The sequence below is a fragment of the Oceanospirillum sp. genome, from assembly GCF_048265165.1.
Classification (GTDB): domain Bacteria; phylum Pseudomonadota; class Gammaproteobacteria; order Pseudomonadales; family Halomonadaceae; genus Oceanospirillum.
Genome location: NZ_JBLXCD010000001.1, coordinates 547,510 through 564,354 on the forward strand (window position 1 = coordinate 547,510; position 16,845 = coordinate 564,354).

The window sequence follows — 16,845 nt, forward strand, 5'->3', positions numbered from 1 at the left end:
CGCAATTTATACCAATACACCTTCGTAGCGTCAAGTAATCTAATGAGTACTTGCCTGAGAACCTTTATCTTTTCCCTTTGCGGCCTCTTCCGGAACCAAAGGGGCGACAAAAGGCACCGGTTCTTCTGCCAAAGCAACCTCCAACACCTCATCGATCCATTTCACAGGACGAATGTCAAGCTCCCCTTTAATAGAATCGGGAACTTCTTTCAGGTCCTTACGGTTCTCTTCAGGAATAACTACCGTTTTTATACCACCACGACGGGCAGCCAGCAATTTTTCTTTCAGGCCACCAATAGGGAGGACTTCACCACGAAGTGTAATCTCACCCGTCATCGCCACAGTACTTTTAACCGGAATTCCCGAAAGAACAGAAATCAGTGCGGTGCACATGCCAATACCAGCGCTTGGGCCATCTTTTGGGGTAGCCCCTTCTGGCACGTGAACATGAATATCACGTTTCTCATAAAACTGCGGGTCGATACCCCAGCCCTGAGCACGGCCACGGACAACCGTCATCGCCGCCTGGATAGACTCTTTCATCACGTCTCCCAGGGAACCGGTATGAATCGTGCGACCTTTACCCGGAACTGAAGCCGCTTCAAGGTTCAGCAGCTCACCACCAACCTGTGTCCAGGCAAGTCCTGTCACACGACCAACCTGATTATCTTCATCAGCCAGTCCGTAACTGAATTTGCGAACCCCACAATATTCTTCAATTTTTTCCTGAGTCAGTACAATCGGGTCACTGAAGCCTTCAGAGCCACGCTTGATAATTTCACGCACAGCTTTACGGCAAACCTTAGCGATCTCGCGCTCAAGGGCACGCACGCCTGCTTCACGGGTGTAATAGCGAATTAACTCAAGCAGGGCATCTTTGTCAAAAGAAAGCTCTTTTTCTGTCAGACCGTTCTGCTCAAACTGCTTCTTGACCAAATAACGCTCTGAAATTGCCAGTTTTTCATCTTCGGTATAACCCGGCAGACGAATCACTTCCATACGATCCAGCAAAGGGCCCGGAATATTCATTGAGTTAGACGTACAAACAAACATCACATCAGACAGGTCGTAATCAACCTCCAGGTAGTGATCATTAAATTTGCTGTTCTGCTCAGGATCCAAAACTTCAAGCAGAGCCGAGGCCGGATCACCACGGTGATCCATACCCATTTTATCAATCTCATCCAACAGGAAGAGCGGGTTTTTTACGCCAACTTTGGACATTTTCTGCAACAGCTTACCGGGCATAGAACCGATATAGGTACGTCGGTGGCCGCGAATCTCAGATTCATCACGCACCCCACCCAGAGCCATGCGGACATATTTGCGGTTGGTGGCTTTGGCGATAGACTGCCCCAGAGAGGTCTTACCTACACCTGGAGGTCCCACTAAACAAAGAACAGGCCCTTTCAGCTTCTTAACACGCTTCTGTACCGCCAGGTAATCCAGAATTCGCTCTTTCACTTCTTCCAGACCATAGTGATCCGCTTCAAGAACTTCTTCCGCCTTCTCCATATCATGGGAAACTTTCGAGCGTTTCTTCCATGGCAGGCTTACCATCCAATCAATATAACTACGCACCACAGTTGCTTCTGCAGACATAGTCGACATCATCTTCAGTTTTTTAAGCTCAGCAGACGCCTTATCTTTTGCGTCTTTTGGCATCCCGGCTTTCTCAATCCGGTCAGCTAGCTCATCAACTTCAGATGCGCCATTTTCCAGGTCACCCATCTCTTTCTGAATTGCTTTCATCTGCTCATTCAGATAGTACTCGCGCTGATTTTTCTCCATCTGCTGCTTAACACGGCCACGAACACGCTTCTCAACCTCAAGCAGATCTATTTCAGTCTCGATATAGGTCATCAGCTGCTCAATGCGATCCCGCACACTTTCAGATTCGAGCAACTTCTGTTTTTCAGCGACATTCAGAGAAAGGTGTGCCGACATCGTATCGACCAGCCGACTTGGGTCTGTAATGTTTTTCAGTGATGTCAGAACTTCTGCCGGAACCTTTTTGCTGAGCTTAGTGTACTGCTCAAACTGGTTCATCAGTACATGGCACAAGCTCTCGGCTTCCCGCTCGCTTAGCGCATCCAGCGCATGCAAAGAGACTTCAGCCTCAAGAAACTCCCCAGTATCGTTAATCTGGTTAAGCTCAGCGCGGGCTTCACCTTCAATCAATACCTTAACTGTACCGTCAGGAAGTTTAAGCAGCTGCAGTACTGATGCCACTGTACCTACACGGTATAGATCGCCGGAGGAAGGCTCGTCAACACCCGCTTCTTTCTGTGCCGCCAGAAAGACTTTCTTACCATCAGCCATAGCGGCTTCAAGCGCCTGAATTGAGCGCTCACGACCCACAAATAAAGGCAGAACCATCTGCGGAAAAACCACCACATCCCGCAAAGGTAAAAGCGGTAGGGTCTGCGTATCTAATACTTCGTTTGCTTGTTTCTGCTCCATAGCAGAACCACCTCTAAACCGGAACGTACCGGCCAATCCAATACGTTAAAAACTTATCTTTTGCAGATGGGGTCGTAAATAAATAATACAACCCTTTGATCTGACTTAGAAAATAATGCACAGCTTCACTGTAATACGATAGCAACTATTTGTCCTACGCAAGCGGTGCAACATGAAATCAAAAAAAAAGGGCCCAGAGGGCCCCTTTAGAATACGGAATCTAGCCCTTATCACCAGAAGCCAGATCAGTATCATCATTGCTGTAAATCAGCAGAGGTTCTGATTCACCTTTAATGACATTATCATCAACAACAACTTTGCTGACGCCTTGCGCAGAAGGGATATCATACATGGTTGGCAAAAGCACAGACTCTAGGATAGAACGCAGGCCTCGAGCGCCTGTTTTCCGCTCCATCGCTTTCTGAGCCACAGCTTTGAGAGCTTCACTACGAAACTCTAGCTCAACATCTTCCATTTCGAATAGTTTAGCATACTGCTTGGTCAGCGCATTCTTGGGTTCACTCAGAATTTTGACCAGTGCTTCTTCGTCTAATTCCTGTAATGTAGCAACAACAGGCAGACGCCCCACAAACTCGGGGATTAAACCAAAACGAACAAGATCTTCCGGCTCGACATCCTGAAGCATAGCACCAACTGATTTATCAATTTCTTTGCTTTGTACCTCAGCTGAGAAACCGATACCCCCTTTGGATGAACGCTCTTGGATCACTTTTTCAAGCCCAGCAAAAGCACCGCCACAGATGAACAGAATGTTTGAGGTATCAACCTGCAAAAACTCCTGTTGCGGATGCTTGCGACCACCTTGAGGCGGGACAGAAGCAACCGTGCCTTCAATCAGCTTCAGCAATGCCTGCTGAACACCCTCACCGGAAACATCACGGGTGATCGACGGGTTATCGGATTTACGGGAGATCTTATCGATCTCATCGATATAAACGATACCCCGTTGAGCTTTCTCTACGTCGTAATCGCACTTCTGGAGCAATTTCTGAATGATGTTCTCAACATCTTCACCAACATAACCCGCTTCCGTGAGTGTCGTAGCATCAGCAATGGTAAAAGGAACATTTAACTGCCGTGCCAAGGTCTCAGCCAGCAAGGTTTTACCACTACCGGTAGGACCAATCAGCAGAATGTTACTTTTGCCGAGTTCAACATCACTCTTAGCCCGACCACCATGACGCAGGCGCTTATAATGATTATAAACAGCAACAGACAGCGTCATCTTAGCTTTTGGCTGGCCAATAACGTAATCATCGAGAGTTGAGCGAATCTCTTGCGGTACAGGAAGGCGCTCAGATTCAGTCTCTGGGGTATCTTCAGCGATCTCTTCACGAATAATATCATTGCACAGGTCAACGCATTCATCGCAGATATAAACAGAAGGGCCGGCAATCAGCTTGCGAACTTCATTCTGATTTTTTCCGCAGAATGAGCAGTACAACAGCTTGCCGCCATCATTACCGGAATCATTTTGGCCCATTCGTTACCTCGGTTTACTTAATCATGGCAACCCTCGGGCCACCACTAAAATTCAACAGCGCTTAATCAGCCCTGCACTCGCTGATCCAGAACTTTATCGATCAGCCCGTATTCTACTGCCGTCTCACCATCCATAAAGTTATCACGGTCAGTATCTTTAGCGATCTCATCGATCGGTTTGCCCGTGTGATGAGAAAGGACTTTATTCAGTTTCTCGCGAATTGTCAGAATCTCACGAGTATGAATTTCAATATCTGTTGCCTGTCCCTGGAAGCCACCCAGCGGCTGATGAATCATCATTCGGGAGTGAGGCAGACAGTAACGTTTACCTTCCGCGCCACCGGTTAAAAGAAGGGCTCCCATGCTGGCAGCCTGGCCGATACACATCGTACTGACATCCGGCTTGATAAACTGCATGGTGTCATAAATAGACATACCAGCCGTCACAGATCCACCTGGGGAGTTGATATACAGGTGAATATCTTTATCCGGGTTTTCTGACTCTAAAAACAGCAATTGAGCGACGACTAAATTGGCCATGTGATCTTCAACAGGGCCCACAAGAAAAATAACACGCTCTTTTAAAAGACGTGAATAGATATCGTATGCACGTTCGCCCCGTGATGATTGCTCAACAACCATTGGCACTAGGCCAGAATTCATAATCTCGTGCGGATTGCTCATATGCATATACCCTTCGTAAAAATGCCTGACCCCCATAATAGAGGCCAGGCTATGAAGTCGTCAAAACGATCTTTGCGGATTAAGCGGCTTCAGCATTCTGCTCAGCTGGCTTAATAGCATCATCGTAGGACATTGCTACTTCATTTACAGTTGCTTCATTCAGCAGGTTTTCAACAACCTGCTCTTCCAGAACTGCCGATTCCAGTTGCTGACGCATCTGCTCATTGTTCATGTAGTAATCGACAACCTGCTGAGGATCCTGGTAAGACTCAGCCAGCTTCTCAACGTACGCACGAAGCGCAGTATCATCAGCTTTCAGCTCTTTCGCTTCAACAACAGCAGCCATCAGCAGACCCAGTTTAACACGCTTTTCAGCTTGCTCCTGGAACAGCTCTGCTGGCAACGCAGAAGCATCAAAGTTTGATGGGCCACCGAATTGTTGTACCGCCTGTTGGCGCAGAGCATCAATCTCATTGCTGACAAGAGCTTTAGGCACATCGAACTCGTTACGTTCAACCAGAGCGGTAACAACCTGCTCTTTGACTTTGCTCTTAACAGTCTGCTCCAGTTCACGCTCCATGTTTTTCTTAACATCAGCACGGAACGCTTCCAGACCACCTTCCTCTACGCCATAAAGCTTGAAGAAGTCATCATCCAGCTCAGGCTTCTGCTGCTCAGATACTTTATTCACTTTAACTTTGAATACTGCATCTTTACCTTTCAGCTGTTCAGCCTGGTAATCTTCAGGGAAGGTAACGTTTACATCTTTCTCATCACCGGCTTTAGCACCCACCAACTGCGCTTCAAAACCAGGGATAAACGTACCGGAGGACAGACCCAGGTCATGACCTTCCGCTTTACCACCTTCGAATGCTTCACCATCGATAAAGCCTTCAAAATCGATATTCACCTGATCCTGCTCAGTAGCGGCACGATCAACTTCGCTCCACTTAGCTTGTTGCTCACGCAGAACTTCAATCATTTTGTCCAGATCTTCGTCAGAAACTGAAGCAACAGGCTTCTCAACTGACAGATCCGCAACAGAACCAACTTCAACTTCCGGGTAAACTTCCAGAGTTGCAACAAATTCCAGGTCTTTGCCTGCTTCATTTACAGAAGCATCAATTTCAGGGTAACCGGCTGGGTTCAGTTTTTCCTGTGTGATTGCTTCAACGTACTGGGTACGCATAACTTCAGAAACAACCTCAGCACGTACTTCGCTGCCATACTGACGACGCAGGTGGCTCATTGGCACCTTGCCACGACGAAAGCCGTTGATACGTGCGCTTTTAGCAGTCTGTTTAAGACGCTCCTCAACTGCTTCATCAATTTGCGCTGCTGGCACCTGAATTGTGACGCGACGCTCAAGACCAGAAGTCGTTTCAACGGAAACTTGCATGAAAAATCCTCGCAATACTTTAATGCTTCTTTATAGATAAGCTGAAAGAATGAGATTTTAAGAGCAGAAACACTCGCAAGCAAGCGGTTATCGCTCTTACAGGTCATAAGATGACAAAAGAAATACAAAAAATGTTAACTCTAGACATTCTAGCAACACTATTCACTAAAAAGTAAATAAAAACAATAAAATTCAAAGAGTTACACTAGGAGAAAACCAAAAGAGAAGAGAAAGAGAAATGGTCGGGATAGAGGGATTCGAACCCCCGACATCCTGCTCCCAAAGCAGGCGCGCTACCAGACTGCGCTATATCCCGACATACAAAAACCAGATCCCGAAGAGAACTGGGGTGAACGATGGGGCTCGAACCCACGACAACCGGAATCACAATCCGGGGCTCTACCAACTGAGCTACGCTCACCACAAACCATACAAAAGCATGATAATGGTCGGGATAGAGGGATTCGAACCCCCGACATCCTGCTCCCAAAGCAGGCGCGCTACCAGACTGCGCTATATCCCGACTTAAAACACCTCTAATTGACAGAGGCTTTGATACTTTAAAGTATCCAATCAAAAATGGGGTGAACGATGGGGCTCGAACCCACGACAACCGGAATCACAATCCGGGGCTCTACCAACTGAGCTACGCTCACCACATACACTAAATGCTCACACATCCAGCGACTGCCGAACTGAACACTGGCGCGCCCAGCAGGACTCGAACCTGCAACCTACGGCTTAGAAGGCCGTTGCTCTATCCGGTTGAGCTATAGGCGCGTTACAAGTTCAAAAATGGTCGGGATAGAGGGATTCGAACCCCCGACATCCTGCTCCCAAAGCAGGCGCGCTACCAGACTGCGCTATATCCCGACTTACTTTCGACTAACTTATGCTTCGATGACTTCCATGAGTGGCCGCCTCAACATGCGGCGCATTCTATACACCTTAGAATTTTACGTCAACTAAAATATTAAAAAAATTTAAGATTTTCATTTAGATACAAGACATTAGCCTTGGATATTCCCCCGCAGTGATGAACATGCGAAAATAGCTATATCAGTCACACAGTATGGGCAGGAGCACCTCCAAACGATGAACGCCAAAATTATCGATGGCAAACAGATTGCGCAAAATATTCGGGATTCTATCTCTGAAAAAGTACAGAAACGTGTAGATAATGGAAAACGCCTACCGGGCTTAGCCGTTGTATTGGTTGGTGAAGATCCAGCCTCGGAAGTCTATGTACGCAACAAGAAAGCTGACTGCGAAAAAGCGGGCTTTAAATCATTTTCTTATGACCTGCCTGCAAACACTTCGCAAGATGAGCTACTGAAGCTAGTTGACGATCTGAACAGCAATCCTGAAGTTGATGGAATTCTGGTGCAACTGCCTTTACCCGCACACCTCAAATCTGACCTGATCCTTGAACGGATTCAACCCAATAAGGATGTGGATGGATTCCATCCCTACAACCTGGGTCGATTAGCACAACGCCTGCCTGTTCTGCGCCCATGTACGCCAAAAGGAATTATCACACTCCTAAACAGCACTGGTCGCGATATGCACGGCCTGAAAGCGACCATTGTTGGCGCATCCAATATTGTTGGCAGACCCATGGCTCTAGAGCTACTGCTGGCAGGCTGCACCGTTACAGTGACCCATCGTTTCACCAAAGACCTGCAAAAAGAAGTCTCTGAAGCCGATGTACTGGTTGTTGCTGTTGGCAAACCCGGGCTTGTTAAAGGCGAGTGGGTTAAAGAAGGAGCCATTGTTATCGATGTTGGCATTAACCGCCAGGATGACGGCAAACTGATTGGCGACGTTGAATTTGAACCTGCAGCCGCACGGGCAGGCTGGATCACTCCGGTTCCAGGCGGAGTGGGCCCGATGACCCGGGCCGCGCTGCTTGAAAACACACTTCAGGCCGCCGAGATGCATGATACTGAATAAGCCTTCAGTCTCACAAAAAAGGGATGCCAGCCCGGCATCCCTTTTTTCATTACAACCCAACCCCAGCACTCAGTACTGAGTTCAGAAAAAAACAAACCAGTAAGATTACTCTCTCACCCAGGCTGTACCTTCACGGGAGTCTTTCAGAATAACCCCTTGCTCAGCCAGCGCATCACGAATGCGATCCGACTCGGCAAAGTCTTTATTCTTACGCGCCTGCTTACGAGCCTCAATCTGAGCTTCGATATACTCTTCCGTTAAGCCTCCGCTTTGCGGCTCACCCTTCAGGAAAGCATCCGCATCCTGCCAAAAAAGCCCCAGCACATCACCAAATAAGCGAAGCGTACCAGCCAGCTGAGCAGCCGCCGCCATATCACCCTCTTTTTTGGCAATATTCAGATGCTTAGCCAGATCAAATAACACAGCAAAGGCTTCCGCCGTATTAAAGTCATCGTCCATTGCCGTTTTAAAGCGTTCAACCCACTCGCTTTCAGGTTTAATATCTGCCGCTTCAACCCCCTGCAGCGCTGTATAAAAACGCTCCAAAGATTGGCGAGCAGACTTCAAACCATCTTCCGAGTAATTGATCGGACTGCGGTAATGGCTGGATAACAGGAAGTAACGCACCACCTCAGGATTGTACTTTTCCAGTACATCCCGAATGGTGAAAAAGTTACCCAAAGACTTGGACATTTTCTCCTGATCAACACGTACGGCACCGGCATGCATCCAGGTATTCGCATAGGTTTCACCGGTAGCCGCTTCCGATTGGGCGATCTCATTCTCATGATGCGGGAACGGGAGATCCGGACCGCCGCCATGAATATCAAAATGATTACCCAAACAGCAAGTGGACATCGCTGAGCACTCAATATGCCAACCCGGACGCCCATTCCCCCAAGGTGATTCCCAACTGACCTCACCCTCTTTGGCAGCTTTCCAGAGCACAAAATCCATCGGATTCTCTTTGGCATCCTGCACATCAACACGGGCACCGGCCTGCATATCATCCAGATTACGATTGGTCAGCTTACCGTAACCATCGAATTTATTAACCCGATAATAGACATCACCGTTATCTGCCGCATAAGCAAAACCTTTTTCAATCAGGGTCTGCACCATATTCAGAATATCCTGCATATGATGAGTAGCACGTGGTTCATGATCTGGGCGCAGTACATTCAGGCGATCCTCGTCATCATGCATCGCCTGAATCATGCGTTCAGTCAGGGCCTCAACGGGCTCACCATTTTCACCAGCACGACGGATAATTTTGTCATCCACATCGGTGATGTTACGCACATAGTTTACATCGTAACCACGATGACGCAGATAGCGGGTAATCATATCGAACCCCACCATCACCCGCGCATGACCAATATGGCACAGGTCATAAACCGTAATGCCACAGACATACATGCGTACCTTATTCGCATCAATCGGTTTAAAAACCTCTTTCTTGCGCGTCATGGTGTTGTAGATCTGTAACATTCCAATTATCCCTTCTTCTGAATTTTTGCCCAGCTGTCTTTAAGACCAACTGTCTTGTTAAATACCAGTTTGTCATCTTTGCCATGGTCAAAACGATCTGCACAGAAGTAACCGACACGCTCAAACTGGAAACGGTCTTCAGGCGCAGCGGTCAGCAAGCCAGGCTCACAATACCCCGTTGTCACTGCCAAAGACTCAGGATTAACATACTCCAGAAAGTCCACCTCTTTATTGCCGTCCGGGTTCGGGTCAGTAAAAAGGTTTTCATAAAGACGCACTTCTGCAGGCACAGCATGGGGCTCAGAAACCCAATGAATAACACCTTTCACCTTACGGCCTTCCGGGTTTTTACCTAAGGTCTCAGGGTCGTATGTACACAGAAGCTCAACCACTTCGCCCTGCTCATCCTTAATCACATCCTCACACTTAATAACGTATGAGTTGCGCAGGCGCACTTCTTTACCCTGAGTCAGGCGGAAGAATTTCTTCGGCGCATCTTCCATAAAATCCTCTGCATCGATCAGCAAAGTGCGACTGAACGGCAGTGTACGCTCGCCCATCGCTTCATTCGCAGGATGAGAAGGAACCGTAAACTCTTCCACCTGATCTTCTGGGTAGTTGGTGATGGTCACTTTAATCGGATTTAACACACACATCGCACGGGGTGCATTTTCTTCAAGATCAGCACGTAAAGCGTGATACAGCATAGCCACATCCACGACACCATCACTCCGGGTTACACCCGCCATATCGCAGAACTTACGCAGGGATCCAGGGGTATAGCCACGACGACGCAGCCCAGCCAAAGTCGGCATACGAGGATCATCCCAGCTTGCCACATGGCCTTCATCCACCAGCTGCTTCAGTTTGCGCTTACTGGTAACGGTGTAGTTCAGATTCAAGCGGGAAAACTCAATCTGTTTTGGCTGAGACGGTACCGGCAGGTTTTCAATAAACCAGTTATACAAAGGGCGATGGTCTTCAAATTCCAGCGTACAGATAGAGTGCGTCACCCCTTCAATTGCATCAGACTGGCCATGGGCAAAATCATAACTAGGGTAGATACACCACTTGTCGCCAGTCTGGTGGTGATGGGCGCGTCGGATGCGATACAGAATCGGATCACGAAGATTGATATTCGGTGCCGACATATCGATCTTAGCGCGAAGCACTTTCGCACCATCATCAAATTCACCGGTACGCATACGCTCAAACAGATCCAGATTTTCCTCAACAGAGCGATCACGGAACGGACTGTCCTTACCCGCTTCGGTCAGTGACCCACGGTATTCACGCATCTGCTCAGCGTTAAGCTCGCATACATAAGCTTTTCCGGATTTGATCAGCTCAACAGCATAACTATACAGCTGATCAAAATAATCAGATGTAAAATGAATATTGCCGGCCCACTGAAACCCCAACCACTCAACATCAGCTTTAATGGAGTCAATATATTCCTGACTCTCTTTCTCAGGGTTTGTGTCATCGAAACGTAGATTACACCCTCCGTCAAACTGCTCGGCCAAACCAAAGTTGAGACAGATGGATTTTGCATGGCCAATATGGAGGTAGCCGTTTGGCTCTGGCGGAAAACGGGTCACGATCTGCTCATACTGACCAGCAGCCAGCTCTTCCTGAATCAGTGTACGAATAAAATTTGGAGCAGGAGTGTTTTCAGTGTTGCTCATAATCTTTAGCAAATCTCTGGGTAATCGCGTGAATTTCTCAGGGCTTGCGCCCGTTCTTTTATTTGGGCTGTTAATTCAGACCCAAGCCTAAAATGGCTGTTCAGCGGTCAGGTGATTCAGGCAGATTTTGTCAATTAAAGCGCAGAGATAAAGTAAAACCGCTTCTGATTCGCTAACCAACAGCCTGATTCTTTTGCCAAACACGCAAAAGCGTTATTATAGCGTGACGGGGAGCCATTAAGCCATCCTGTTTAACGTATCAATGATGCGAGCTACTTTGAATTGGCTTGCTGATTAAACAACAAGATAAGGTCATACCATGATTGTTCTGCATACTAATTTCGGTGACATCACAATTGAGCTGAATTATGAGAAAGCGCCGGCAACTGCAAAAAACTTTGAAGAGTATGTAACCAGCGGCCACTACAATGGCACCATTTTCCACCGCGTCATTAATGGGTTTATGGTTCAAGGTGGCGGTTTTGACACTGACATGCAGCAAAAAGAAGCTAACGACCCTATTGAGAATGAAGCTGACAACGGCCTATCCAACGAAACAGGTACTCTGGCCATGGCCCGCACTATGGACCCTCACTCTGCTTCTGCCCAATTCTTTATCAACGTTGCGGACAACACCTTCCTGAACCATACCAGCAAAGATATGCAGGGCTGGGGTTACTGTGTATTCGGAAAAGTCGTGGAAGGCATGGAAGTAGTCAATCAGATTAAAGAAGTCAAAACGACCTCTAAAGCTGGCCACCAGGATGTTCCGGCTGAGGCTGTTGTTATCGAGTCTGCGGAGCTCATCGAAGCGTAACCCCGCCTCACCTGTCAGACCAGCCTCTTTAATTACTTTCCAGGTAAATAAAGAAAGCCAAAAAAAGAGCCGCTCTCGGCTCTTTTTTTTACCTGAGAATTAGAAGCCGCAGAGTATCAGTAATAAACTGAACAACAGCACCCTTTTAATACAACACCAGGCCAAAGTGACAGAACGCCATGAAACAACTTTTTATCTCTGACTTACATTTGAAAGATCTCAACACCCTCACCACTCAGGCGTTTTTCGCTTTTCTGGATCAAAAGGCAGCCCTGGCTGACGAGCTCTATATCCTCGGTGACTTCTTCGAGTACTGGATCGGGGATGATGCGATCAGCGAGCTATCGCACAACGTCGCAACTCACCTGAAAAATCTTAAAGAGAAGCACAAAACCGATCTCTACTTTATGGTTGGCAACCGGGACTTTCTTGTGGGAAAAAGTTACTGCGAACAGGCAGGAATGCGACTTATCGAAGAGCCCTACAAACTCCCGGGCACCAGTATTCTTCTCTGTCACGGGGATGCCGAATGCACCACGGATACGGAATACCAAAAAGTCAGGCAAGTACTGCGCAGCCCGCAATGGCAGCAAGACTTTCTCAATAAGACTCTTGAAGAGCGCACGGCCTTTGCCGAACAGGCACGGGCGCAAAGCAAAGAGCATCAAGCAGGCTATGAACTGACGGACCTTAATGATGACGCCGTTAATGCTTTGCTTGAGGCTAACCAGGCCGATGTACTGATCCATGGCCATACCCATAAACCCGGTATTCGAGCTGTAGCAGAGCAGGGCCATAAACGGGTGACACTCTCGGACTGGGATCATGAGATCTGGTATGCAGAAATCAAGGATAGCGGCACGCCTGAACTATGCCAGTTCACGCATATTACTTGAATTTCAGCCATAGTGACCGGGATCAACGACCAAAGTTGAACTCTATACCCTTGTCACCCAACTTAACATTGTCGACATTTTAATTTAGAATCGTGCCACCGAATAAGAAGGTCGATGAATACATCGAACGCTTTGATTTCACGTAATAAACTGTCTTTTTACTGTGGGTCGGGGCATAAACTGATGAGGGTCTTACCGTGCTTGAAGCATATCGCAAACACGTAGAAGAGCGCGCCGCTGAAGGTGTTGTACCTAAGCCGCTTAACGCTGAACAAACCGCGGAACTGATTGAACTGCTGAAAACACCACCAGCAGGTGAAGAAGAATTTATCCTGGACCTGATCACCAATCGCGTACCGCCTGGTGTAGACGAAGCTGCATACGTTAAAGCGGGCTTCCTGTCGGCCATTGCCAAGGGTGAAGCATCCTCTCCACTGATCGACAAGAAACATGCGATTAAACTGCTGGGCACTATGCAGGGTGGTTATAACATCGAAACACTGGTGAGCCTGCTAGATGATGCAGATCTGGGTGAAGCAGCGGCTGAAGAGCTGAAGCACACTCTACTGATGTTTGATGCGTTCCATGATGTTGCTGACAAAGCAAAAGAAGGCAACGAGATCGCTAAAGGCGTCATCGAGTCCTGGGCTGAAGGCGAATGGTTCACCTCCAAACCAGAGCTGGCTGAAAAGATCACTCTGAGCGTATTTAAAGTAACCGGCGAGACAAACACCGACGACCTGTCTCCTGCACCGGATGCGTTCACCCGCCCTGATATTCCTAAGCACGCTATGGCGATGCTAAAAATGGAACGTGATGGCATCAACCCTGACGAGCAAGGTGTTCAAGGCCCAATCAAACAGATCCGTGAACTGCTGGATCAGGGCCACCCTGTTGCTTATGTTGGTGATGTTGTGGGTACCGGTTCTTCCCGTAAGTCCGCGACTAACTCTGTTCTGTGGTTCTTCGGTGACGAAATCCCGAATGTTCCTAACAAGCGCGCGGGTGGCTTCTGCTTCGGTGGCAAGATCGCTCCTATCTTCTATAACACGATGGAAGATGCAGGCGCACTACCGATCGAAATGGACGTAGAAAACCTGAACATGGGCGACGTAATCGACGTTTACCCATATGAAGGTAAAGTGTGCAAGCATGGCACTGACGAAGTTGTTTCTACTTTCAAACTGAAAACTCAGGTTCTGCTGGACGAAGTTCGTGCCGGCGGCCGTATCCCACTGATCATTGGTCGTGGCCTAACGGAAAGAGCCCGTGAATTCCTGGCGCAAGGTCCTACCGACCTGTTCAAACGCCCTGAGCAACCAAAAGATACCGGTAAAGGTTACTCTCTGGCTCAGAAGATGGTAGGTAAAGCGTGTGGTGTTGAAGGCGTTCGCCCTGGCACATACGTAGAACCTAAGATGACCACTGTTGGCTCTCAGGATACCACTGGTCCTATGACCCGTGACGAACTGAAAGATCTGGCATGCCTGGGCTTCTCTGCAGACCTGACCATGCAGTCTTTCTGCCACACAGCGGCTTATCCTAAACCAGTTGACGTGAATACGCACCACACTCTGCCAGACTTCATCATGAACCGTGGCGGTGTATCCCTGCGCCCTGGTGACGGTGTTATCCACTCCTGGCTGAACCGCATGCTACTGCCTGATACTGTAGGTACAGGTGGTGACTCTCACACCCGCTTCCCAATCGGTATCTCTTTCCCAGCAGGTTCTGGTCTGGTTGCATTCGCAGCAGCAACAGGTGTTATGCCTCTGGATATGCCTGAGTCTGTACTGGTTCGCTTCAAAGGCGAAAAAATGCAGCCGGGTGTTACTCTGCGTGATCTGGTTAACGCGATTCCTTACTTCGCGATCAAGCAAGGTCTGCTGACCGTTGCTAAAGCGGGTAAGAAAAACATCTTCTCTGGCCGTATTCTGGAAATTGAAGGTCTGCCTAACCTGAAAGTTGAGCAGGCGTTCGAACTGTCTGATTCTGCAGCAGAGCGTTCTGCAGCTGCTTGCTCTATCAAGCTGAACGAAGAGCCAATCGCTGAATACCTGCGTTCTAACATCACCATGCTTAAGTGGATGATTGCAGAAGGCTACGGCGATGTACGTACCATTGAGCGTCGTATCAAAGGCATGGAAGACTGGCTGGCAAACCCTCAGTTGATGGAAGGCGATGCGGATGCGGACTACGCAGCTGTTATTGAAATCGATCTGGATGACGTTAAAGAGCCTATTCTGGCTTGCCCGAATGATCCGGATGACGTGAAGCTGCTATCTGAGCTGGCTGGCGAGAAAATCGACGAAGTCTTCATCGGCTCCTGCATGACCAATATCGGCCACTTCCGTGCCGCTGGTAAACTGCTGGATGCAGCAGGTCAGCAGCTGCCTACCCGTATGTGGATCGCACCTCCAACTAAGATGGACCAGGCTCAACTGACTGAAGAAGGTTACTACAACATCTTCGGCAAAGCTGGTGCACGTATGGAGATGCCGGGTTGTTCTCTGTGTATGGGTAACCAGGCACGTGTTGGCGACAACACCACTGTCGTATCGACCTCTACCCGTAACTTCCCGAACCGCCTGGGTACTGGCGCTAACGTTTACCTGTCTTCTGCAGAGCTTGCTGCTGTAGCGGCCCTAACCGGTAAACTGCCTACAGTTGAAGAGTACATGGAGTATACTGCGAAGCTGGATACTATGGCTGAAGACGTATACCGCTACCTGAACTTTGATCAGATCGCCACTTATCAGGCGGCTGCATCTAAGTTCATCCCACTGGCGCAGGAAGCTTAATTCTGACCTGTCAGAAAAGACACTGAACCAGAAAACCCCGGCATTGCCGGGGTTTTTTTTGCCATAAAAAACAGGCTGTTTATTTGCTCTTTATAAAAACGAATGATATTGCATCTCTATCCGCTTTCAGGTGTTAGAATCTGTAATTGTCATGCTAAAACCGTAGCAGACTTAACTTTCTTAACTGCAGGAGTTATTGCTAAATGGAACTTTTACTTGAAACCCTTCTCTCCTTTGAAGTTATTTTACTCATACTGGTGTTGCTACTGATCAAAAGCAGCATTAAATTTGTCCCCCAAAACCAAGCATGGTTGGTTGAGCGCTTCGGTAAATATCAGTCCACCAAGGAAGCCGGGCTGAACTTTATTATCCCTTTCATCGACCGTATAGCAGCTGAGCGCAGCCTGAAAGAACAAGCCGTTGATGTTCCCTCGCAAAGCGCAATCACCAAAGACAACATATCCCTGGTGGTTGACGGTGTGCTTTACTTCCGGGTTCTTGACCCTTACAAGGCAACCTATGGCGTCGACGACTACGTATTTGCAGTAACTCAGCTGGCCCAGACCACCATGCGCTCGGAGCTTGGTAAAATGGAGCTGGATAAAACCTTTGAGGAACGGGATCTTCTGAATGCCAATATCGTATCTTCCATCAACCAGGCGGCAGAGCCTTGGGGAATTCAGGTTTTGCGCTACGAAATCAAGGATATCGTGCCACCTAATTCGGTAATGGAAGCGATGGAAGCCCAGATGAAAGCTGAGCGTGTTAAGCGCGCCCAGATTCTGGAGTCTGAAGGTGACCGACAGGCCGCTATTAATGTTGCTGAAGGTAAAAAGCAGGCTCAAGTGCTGGCTGCAGAAGCTGATAAAACCGAGCAAATTTTGCAAGCTCATGGTGAGGCTGAAGCCATTCTCGCAGTAGCAGATGCTCAGGCTGAAGCGCTGCGCAAAGTCGGTGAAGCGGCAAATACTGAGCAGGGTCAGAAAGCGATTCAGCTGGATCTGGCAACCAAAGCGATCGAGGCTAAGCAAGCCATTGCCAAAGAAAGCTCTGTGGTTCTTCTGCCCGATGGTGGAACCGATGCCAGCGCTCTTGTTGCCTCGTCTATGTCTATCATTAACTCACTGAACAGCAAGCAACAGGGGTAACT

The 16,845-nt window shown here is 48.3% G+C and carries 11 protein-coding genes and 6 tRNA genes; 5 read left to right on the forward strand and 12 right to left on the reverse strand.

Annotated elements, in window-relative coordinates; translation table 11 throughout:
- Positions 1-39 precede the first annotated feature (39 nt).
- The 10 genes from lon to ACN0R8_RS02380 all read right to left on the reverse strand — a co-directional run bounded on the left by lon (position 40) and on the right by ACN0R8_RS02380 (position 6,922).
- Positions 40-2,463, reverse strand: a complete 2,424-nt coding sequence (gene lon, locus ACN0R8_RS02335) for an endopeptidase La (protein WP_417594687.1) — start codon at positions 2,461-2,463, stop codon at positions 40-42.
- A gap of 220 nt (positions 2,464-2,683) precedes the next feature.
- Positions 2,684-3,967: an ATP-dependent Clp protease ATP-binding subunit ClpX gene (clpX, locus tag ACN0R8_RS02340; protein WP_417594689.1), complete on the reverse strand. Its 1,284-nt coding sequence runs from the start codon at positions 3,965-3,967 to the stop codon at positions 2,684-2,686.
- A gap of 65 nt (positions 3,968-4,032) precedes the next feature.
- Positions 4,033-4,650 carry an ATP-dependent Clp endopeptidase proteolytic subunit ClpP gene (clpP, locus tag ACN0R8_RS02345; RefSeq protein ID WP_417594691.1) on the reverse strand — a complete coding sequence of 206 codons (618 nt, stop codon included), beginning with the start codon at positions 4,648-4,650 and terminating at the stop codon, positions 4,033-4,035.
- A 79-nt stretch (positions 4,651-4,729) separates the two neighbouring features.
- The gene (gene tig / locus ACN0R8_RS02350; RefSeq protein ID WP_417594693.1) at positions 4,730-6,049 is read right to left on the reverse strand and encodes a trigger factor; all 1,320 of its coding nucleotides are present in this window, start codon (positions 6,047-6,049) and stop codon (positions 4,730-4,732) included.
- A gap of 239 nt (positions 6,050-6,288) precedes the next feature.
- Positions 6,289-6,365, reverse strand: a tRNA-Pro gene (locus ACN0R8_RS02355).
- 29 nt (positions 6,366-6,394) lie between these two features.
- Positions 6,395-6,470 (reverse strand) — tRNA-His (locus ACN0R8_RS02360).
- 25 nt (positions 6,471-6,495) lie between these two features.
- Positions 6,496-6,572 (reverse strand) — tRNA-Pro (locus tag ACN0R8_RS02365).
- A 57-nt stretch (positions 6,573-6,629) separates the two neighbouring features.
- A tRNA-His gene (locus ACN0R8_RS02370) sits at positions 6,630-6,705 on the reverse strand.
- Between the two features lie 47 nt (positions 6,706-6,752).
- Positions 6,753-6,829 (reverse strand) — tRNA-Arg (locus ACN0R8_RS02375).
- A gap of 16 nt (positions 6,830-6,845) precedes the next feature.
- Positions 6,846-6,922, reverse strand: a tRNA-Pro gene (locus ACN0R8_RS02380).
- A gap of 222 nt (positions 6,923-7,144) precedes the next feature.
- Between ACN0R8_RS02380 and folD the strand changes: the two genes are divergently transcribed.
- Complete coding sequence (gene folD / locus ACN0R8_RS02385; RefSeq protein WP_417594695.1) at positions 7,145-8,002, forward strand: bifunctional methylenetetrahydrofolate dehydrogenase/methenyltetrahydrofolate cyclohydrolase FolD; 858 nt, start codon at positions 7,145-7,147, stop codon at positions 8,000-8,002.
- Positions 8,003-8,107: 105 nt separating this feature from the next.
- Here the strand turns inward: folD and cysS are convergent, their stop codons facing one another.
- Positions 8,108-9,493, reverse strand: coding sequence for a cysteine--tRNA ligase (gene cysS, locus ACN0R8_RS02390; RefSeq protein WP_417594697.1), 1,386 nt, complete (start codon positions 9,491-9,493; stop codon positions 8,108-8,110).
- Positions 9,494-9,498: 5 nt separating this feature from the next.
- Complete coding sequence (locus tag ACN0R8_RS02395) at positions 9,499-11,181, reverse strand: glutamine--tRNA ligase/YqeY domain fusion protein (protein ID WP_417594699.1); 1,683 nt, start codon at positions 11,179-11,181, stop codon at positions 9,499-9,501.
- Positions 11,182-11,500: 319 nt separating this feature from the next.
- Between ACN0R8_RS02395 and ACN0R8_RS02400 the strand changes: the two genes are divergently transcribed.
- From ACN0R8_RS02400 to ACN0R8_RS02415, 4 genes are all read left to right on the forward strand, one after another.
- The gene (locus ACN0R8_RS02400) at positions 11,501-11,998 is read left to right on the forward strand and encodes a peptidylprolyl isomerase (protein ID WP_417594701.1); all 498 of its coding nucleotides are present in this window, start codon (positions 11,501-11,503) and stop codon (positions 11,996-11,998) included.
- Positions 11,999-12,177: 179 nt separating this feature from the next.
- Positions 12,178-12,894 (forward strand): UDP-2,3-diacylglucosamine diphosphatase, encoded by a 717-nt coding sequence (locus tag ACN0R8_RS02405; protein ID WP_417594703.1) that lies wholly within the window; start codon positions 12,178-12,180, stop codon positions 12,892-12,894.
- 197 nt (positions 12,895-13,091) lie between these two features.
- Complete coding sequence (gene acnB, locus ACN0R8_RS02410) at positions 13,092-15,695, forward strand: bifunctional aconitate hydratase 2/2-methylisocitrate dehydratase (protein WP_417594705.1); 2,604 nt, start codon at positions 13,092-13,094, stop codon at positions 15,693-15,695.
- Positions 15,696-15,898: 203 nt separating this feature from the next.
- Positions 15,899-16,843 carry an SPFH domain-containing protein gene (locus ACN0R8_RS02415; protein ID WP_417594707.1) on the forward strand — a complete coding sequence of 315 codons (945 nt, stop codon included), beginning with the start codon at positions 15,899-15,901 and terminating at the stop codon, positions 16,841-16,843.
- Positions 16,844-16,845 lie beyond the last annotated feature (2 nt).

What these genes read in the sequence shown, in the direction of transcription:
- lon (WP_417594687.1), bottom strand. Translation starts at nt 2,463, where the DNA reads ATGGAGCAGAAACAAGCAAACGAAGTATTAGATACGCAGACCCTACCG.
- clpX (WP_417594689.1), bottom strand. Translation starts at nt 3,967, where the DNA reads ATGGGCCAAAATGATTCCGGTAATGATGGCGGCAAGCTGTTGTACTGC.
- clpP (WP_417594691.1), bottom strand. Translation starts at nt 4,650, where the DNA reads ATGAGCAATCCGCACGAGATTATGAATTCTGGCCTAGTGCCAATGGTT.
- tig (WP_417594693.1), bottom strand. Translation starts at nt 6,049, where the DNA reads ATGCAAGTTTCCGTTGAAACGACTTCTGGTCTTGAGCGTCGCGTCACA.
- folD (WP_417594695.1), top strand. Translation starts at nt 7,145, where the DNA reads ATGAACGCCAAAATTATCGATGGCAAACAGATTGCGCAAAATATTCGG.
- cysS (WP_417594697.1), bottom strand. Translation starts at nt 9,493, where the DNA reads ATGTTACAGATCTACAACACCATGACGCGCAAGAAAGAGGTTTTTAAA.
- ACN0R8_RS02395 (WP_417594699.1), bottom strand. Translation starts at nt 11,181, where the DNA reads ATGAGCAACACTGAAAACACTCCTGCTCCAAATTTTATTCGTACACTG.
- ACN0R8_RS02400 (WP_417594701.1), top strand. Translation starts at nt 11,501, where the DNA reads ATGATTGTTCTGCATACTAATTTCGGTGACATCACAATTGAGCTGAAT.
- ACN0R8_RS02405 (WP_417594703.1), top strand. Translation starts at nt 12,178, where the DNA reads ATGAAACAACTTTTTATCTCTGACTTACATTTGAAAGATCTCAACACC.
- ACN0R8_RS02415 (WP_417594707.1), top strand. Translation starts at nt 15,899, where the DNA reads ATGGAACTTTTACTTGAAACCCTTCTCTCCTTTGAAGTTATTTTACTC.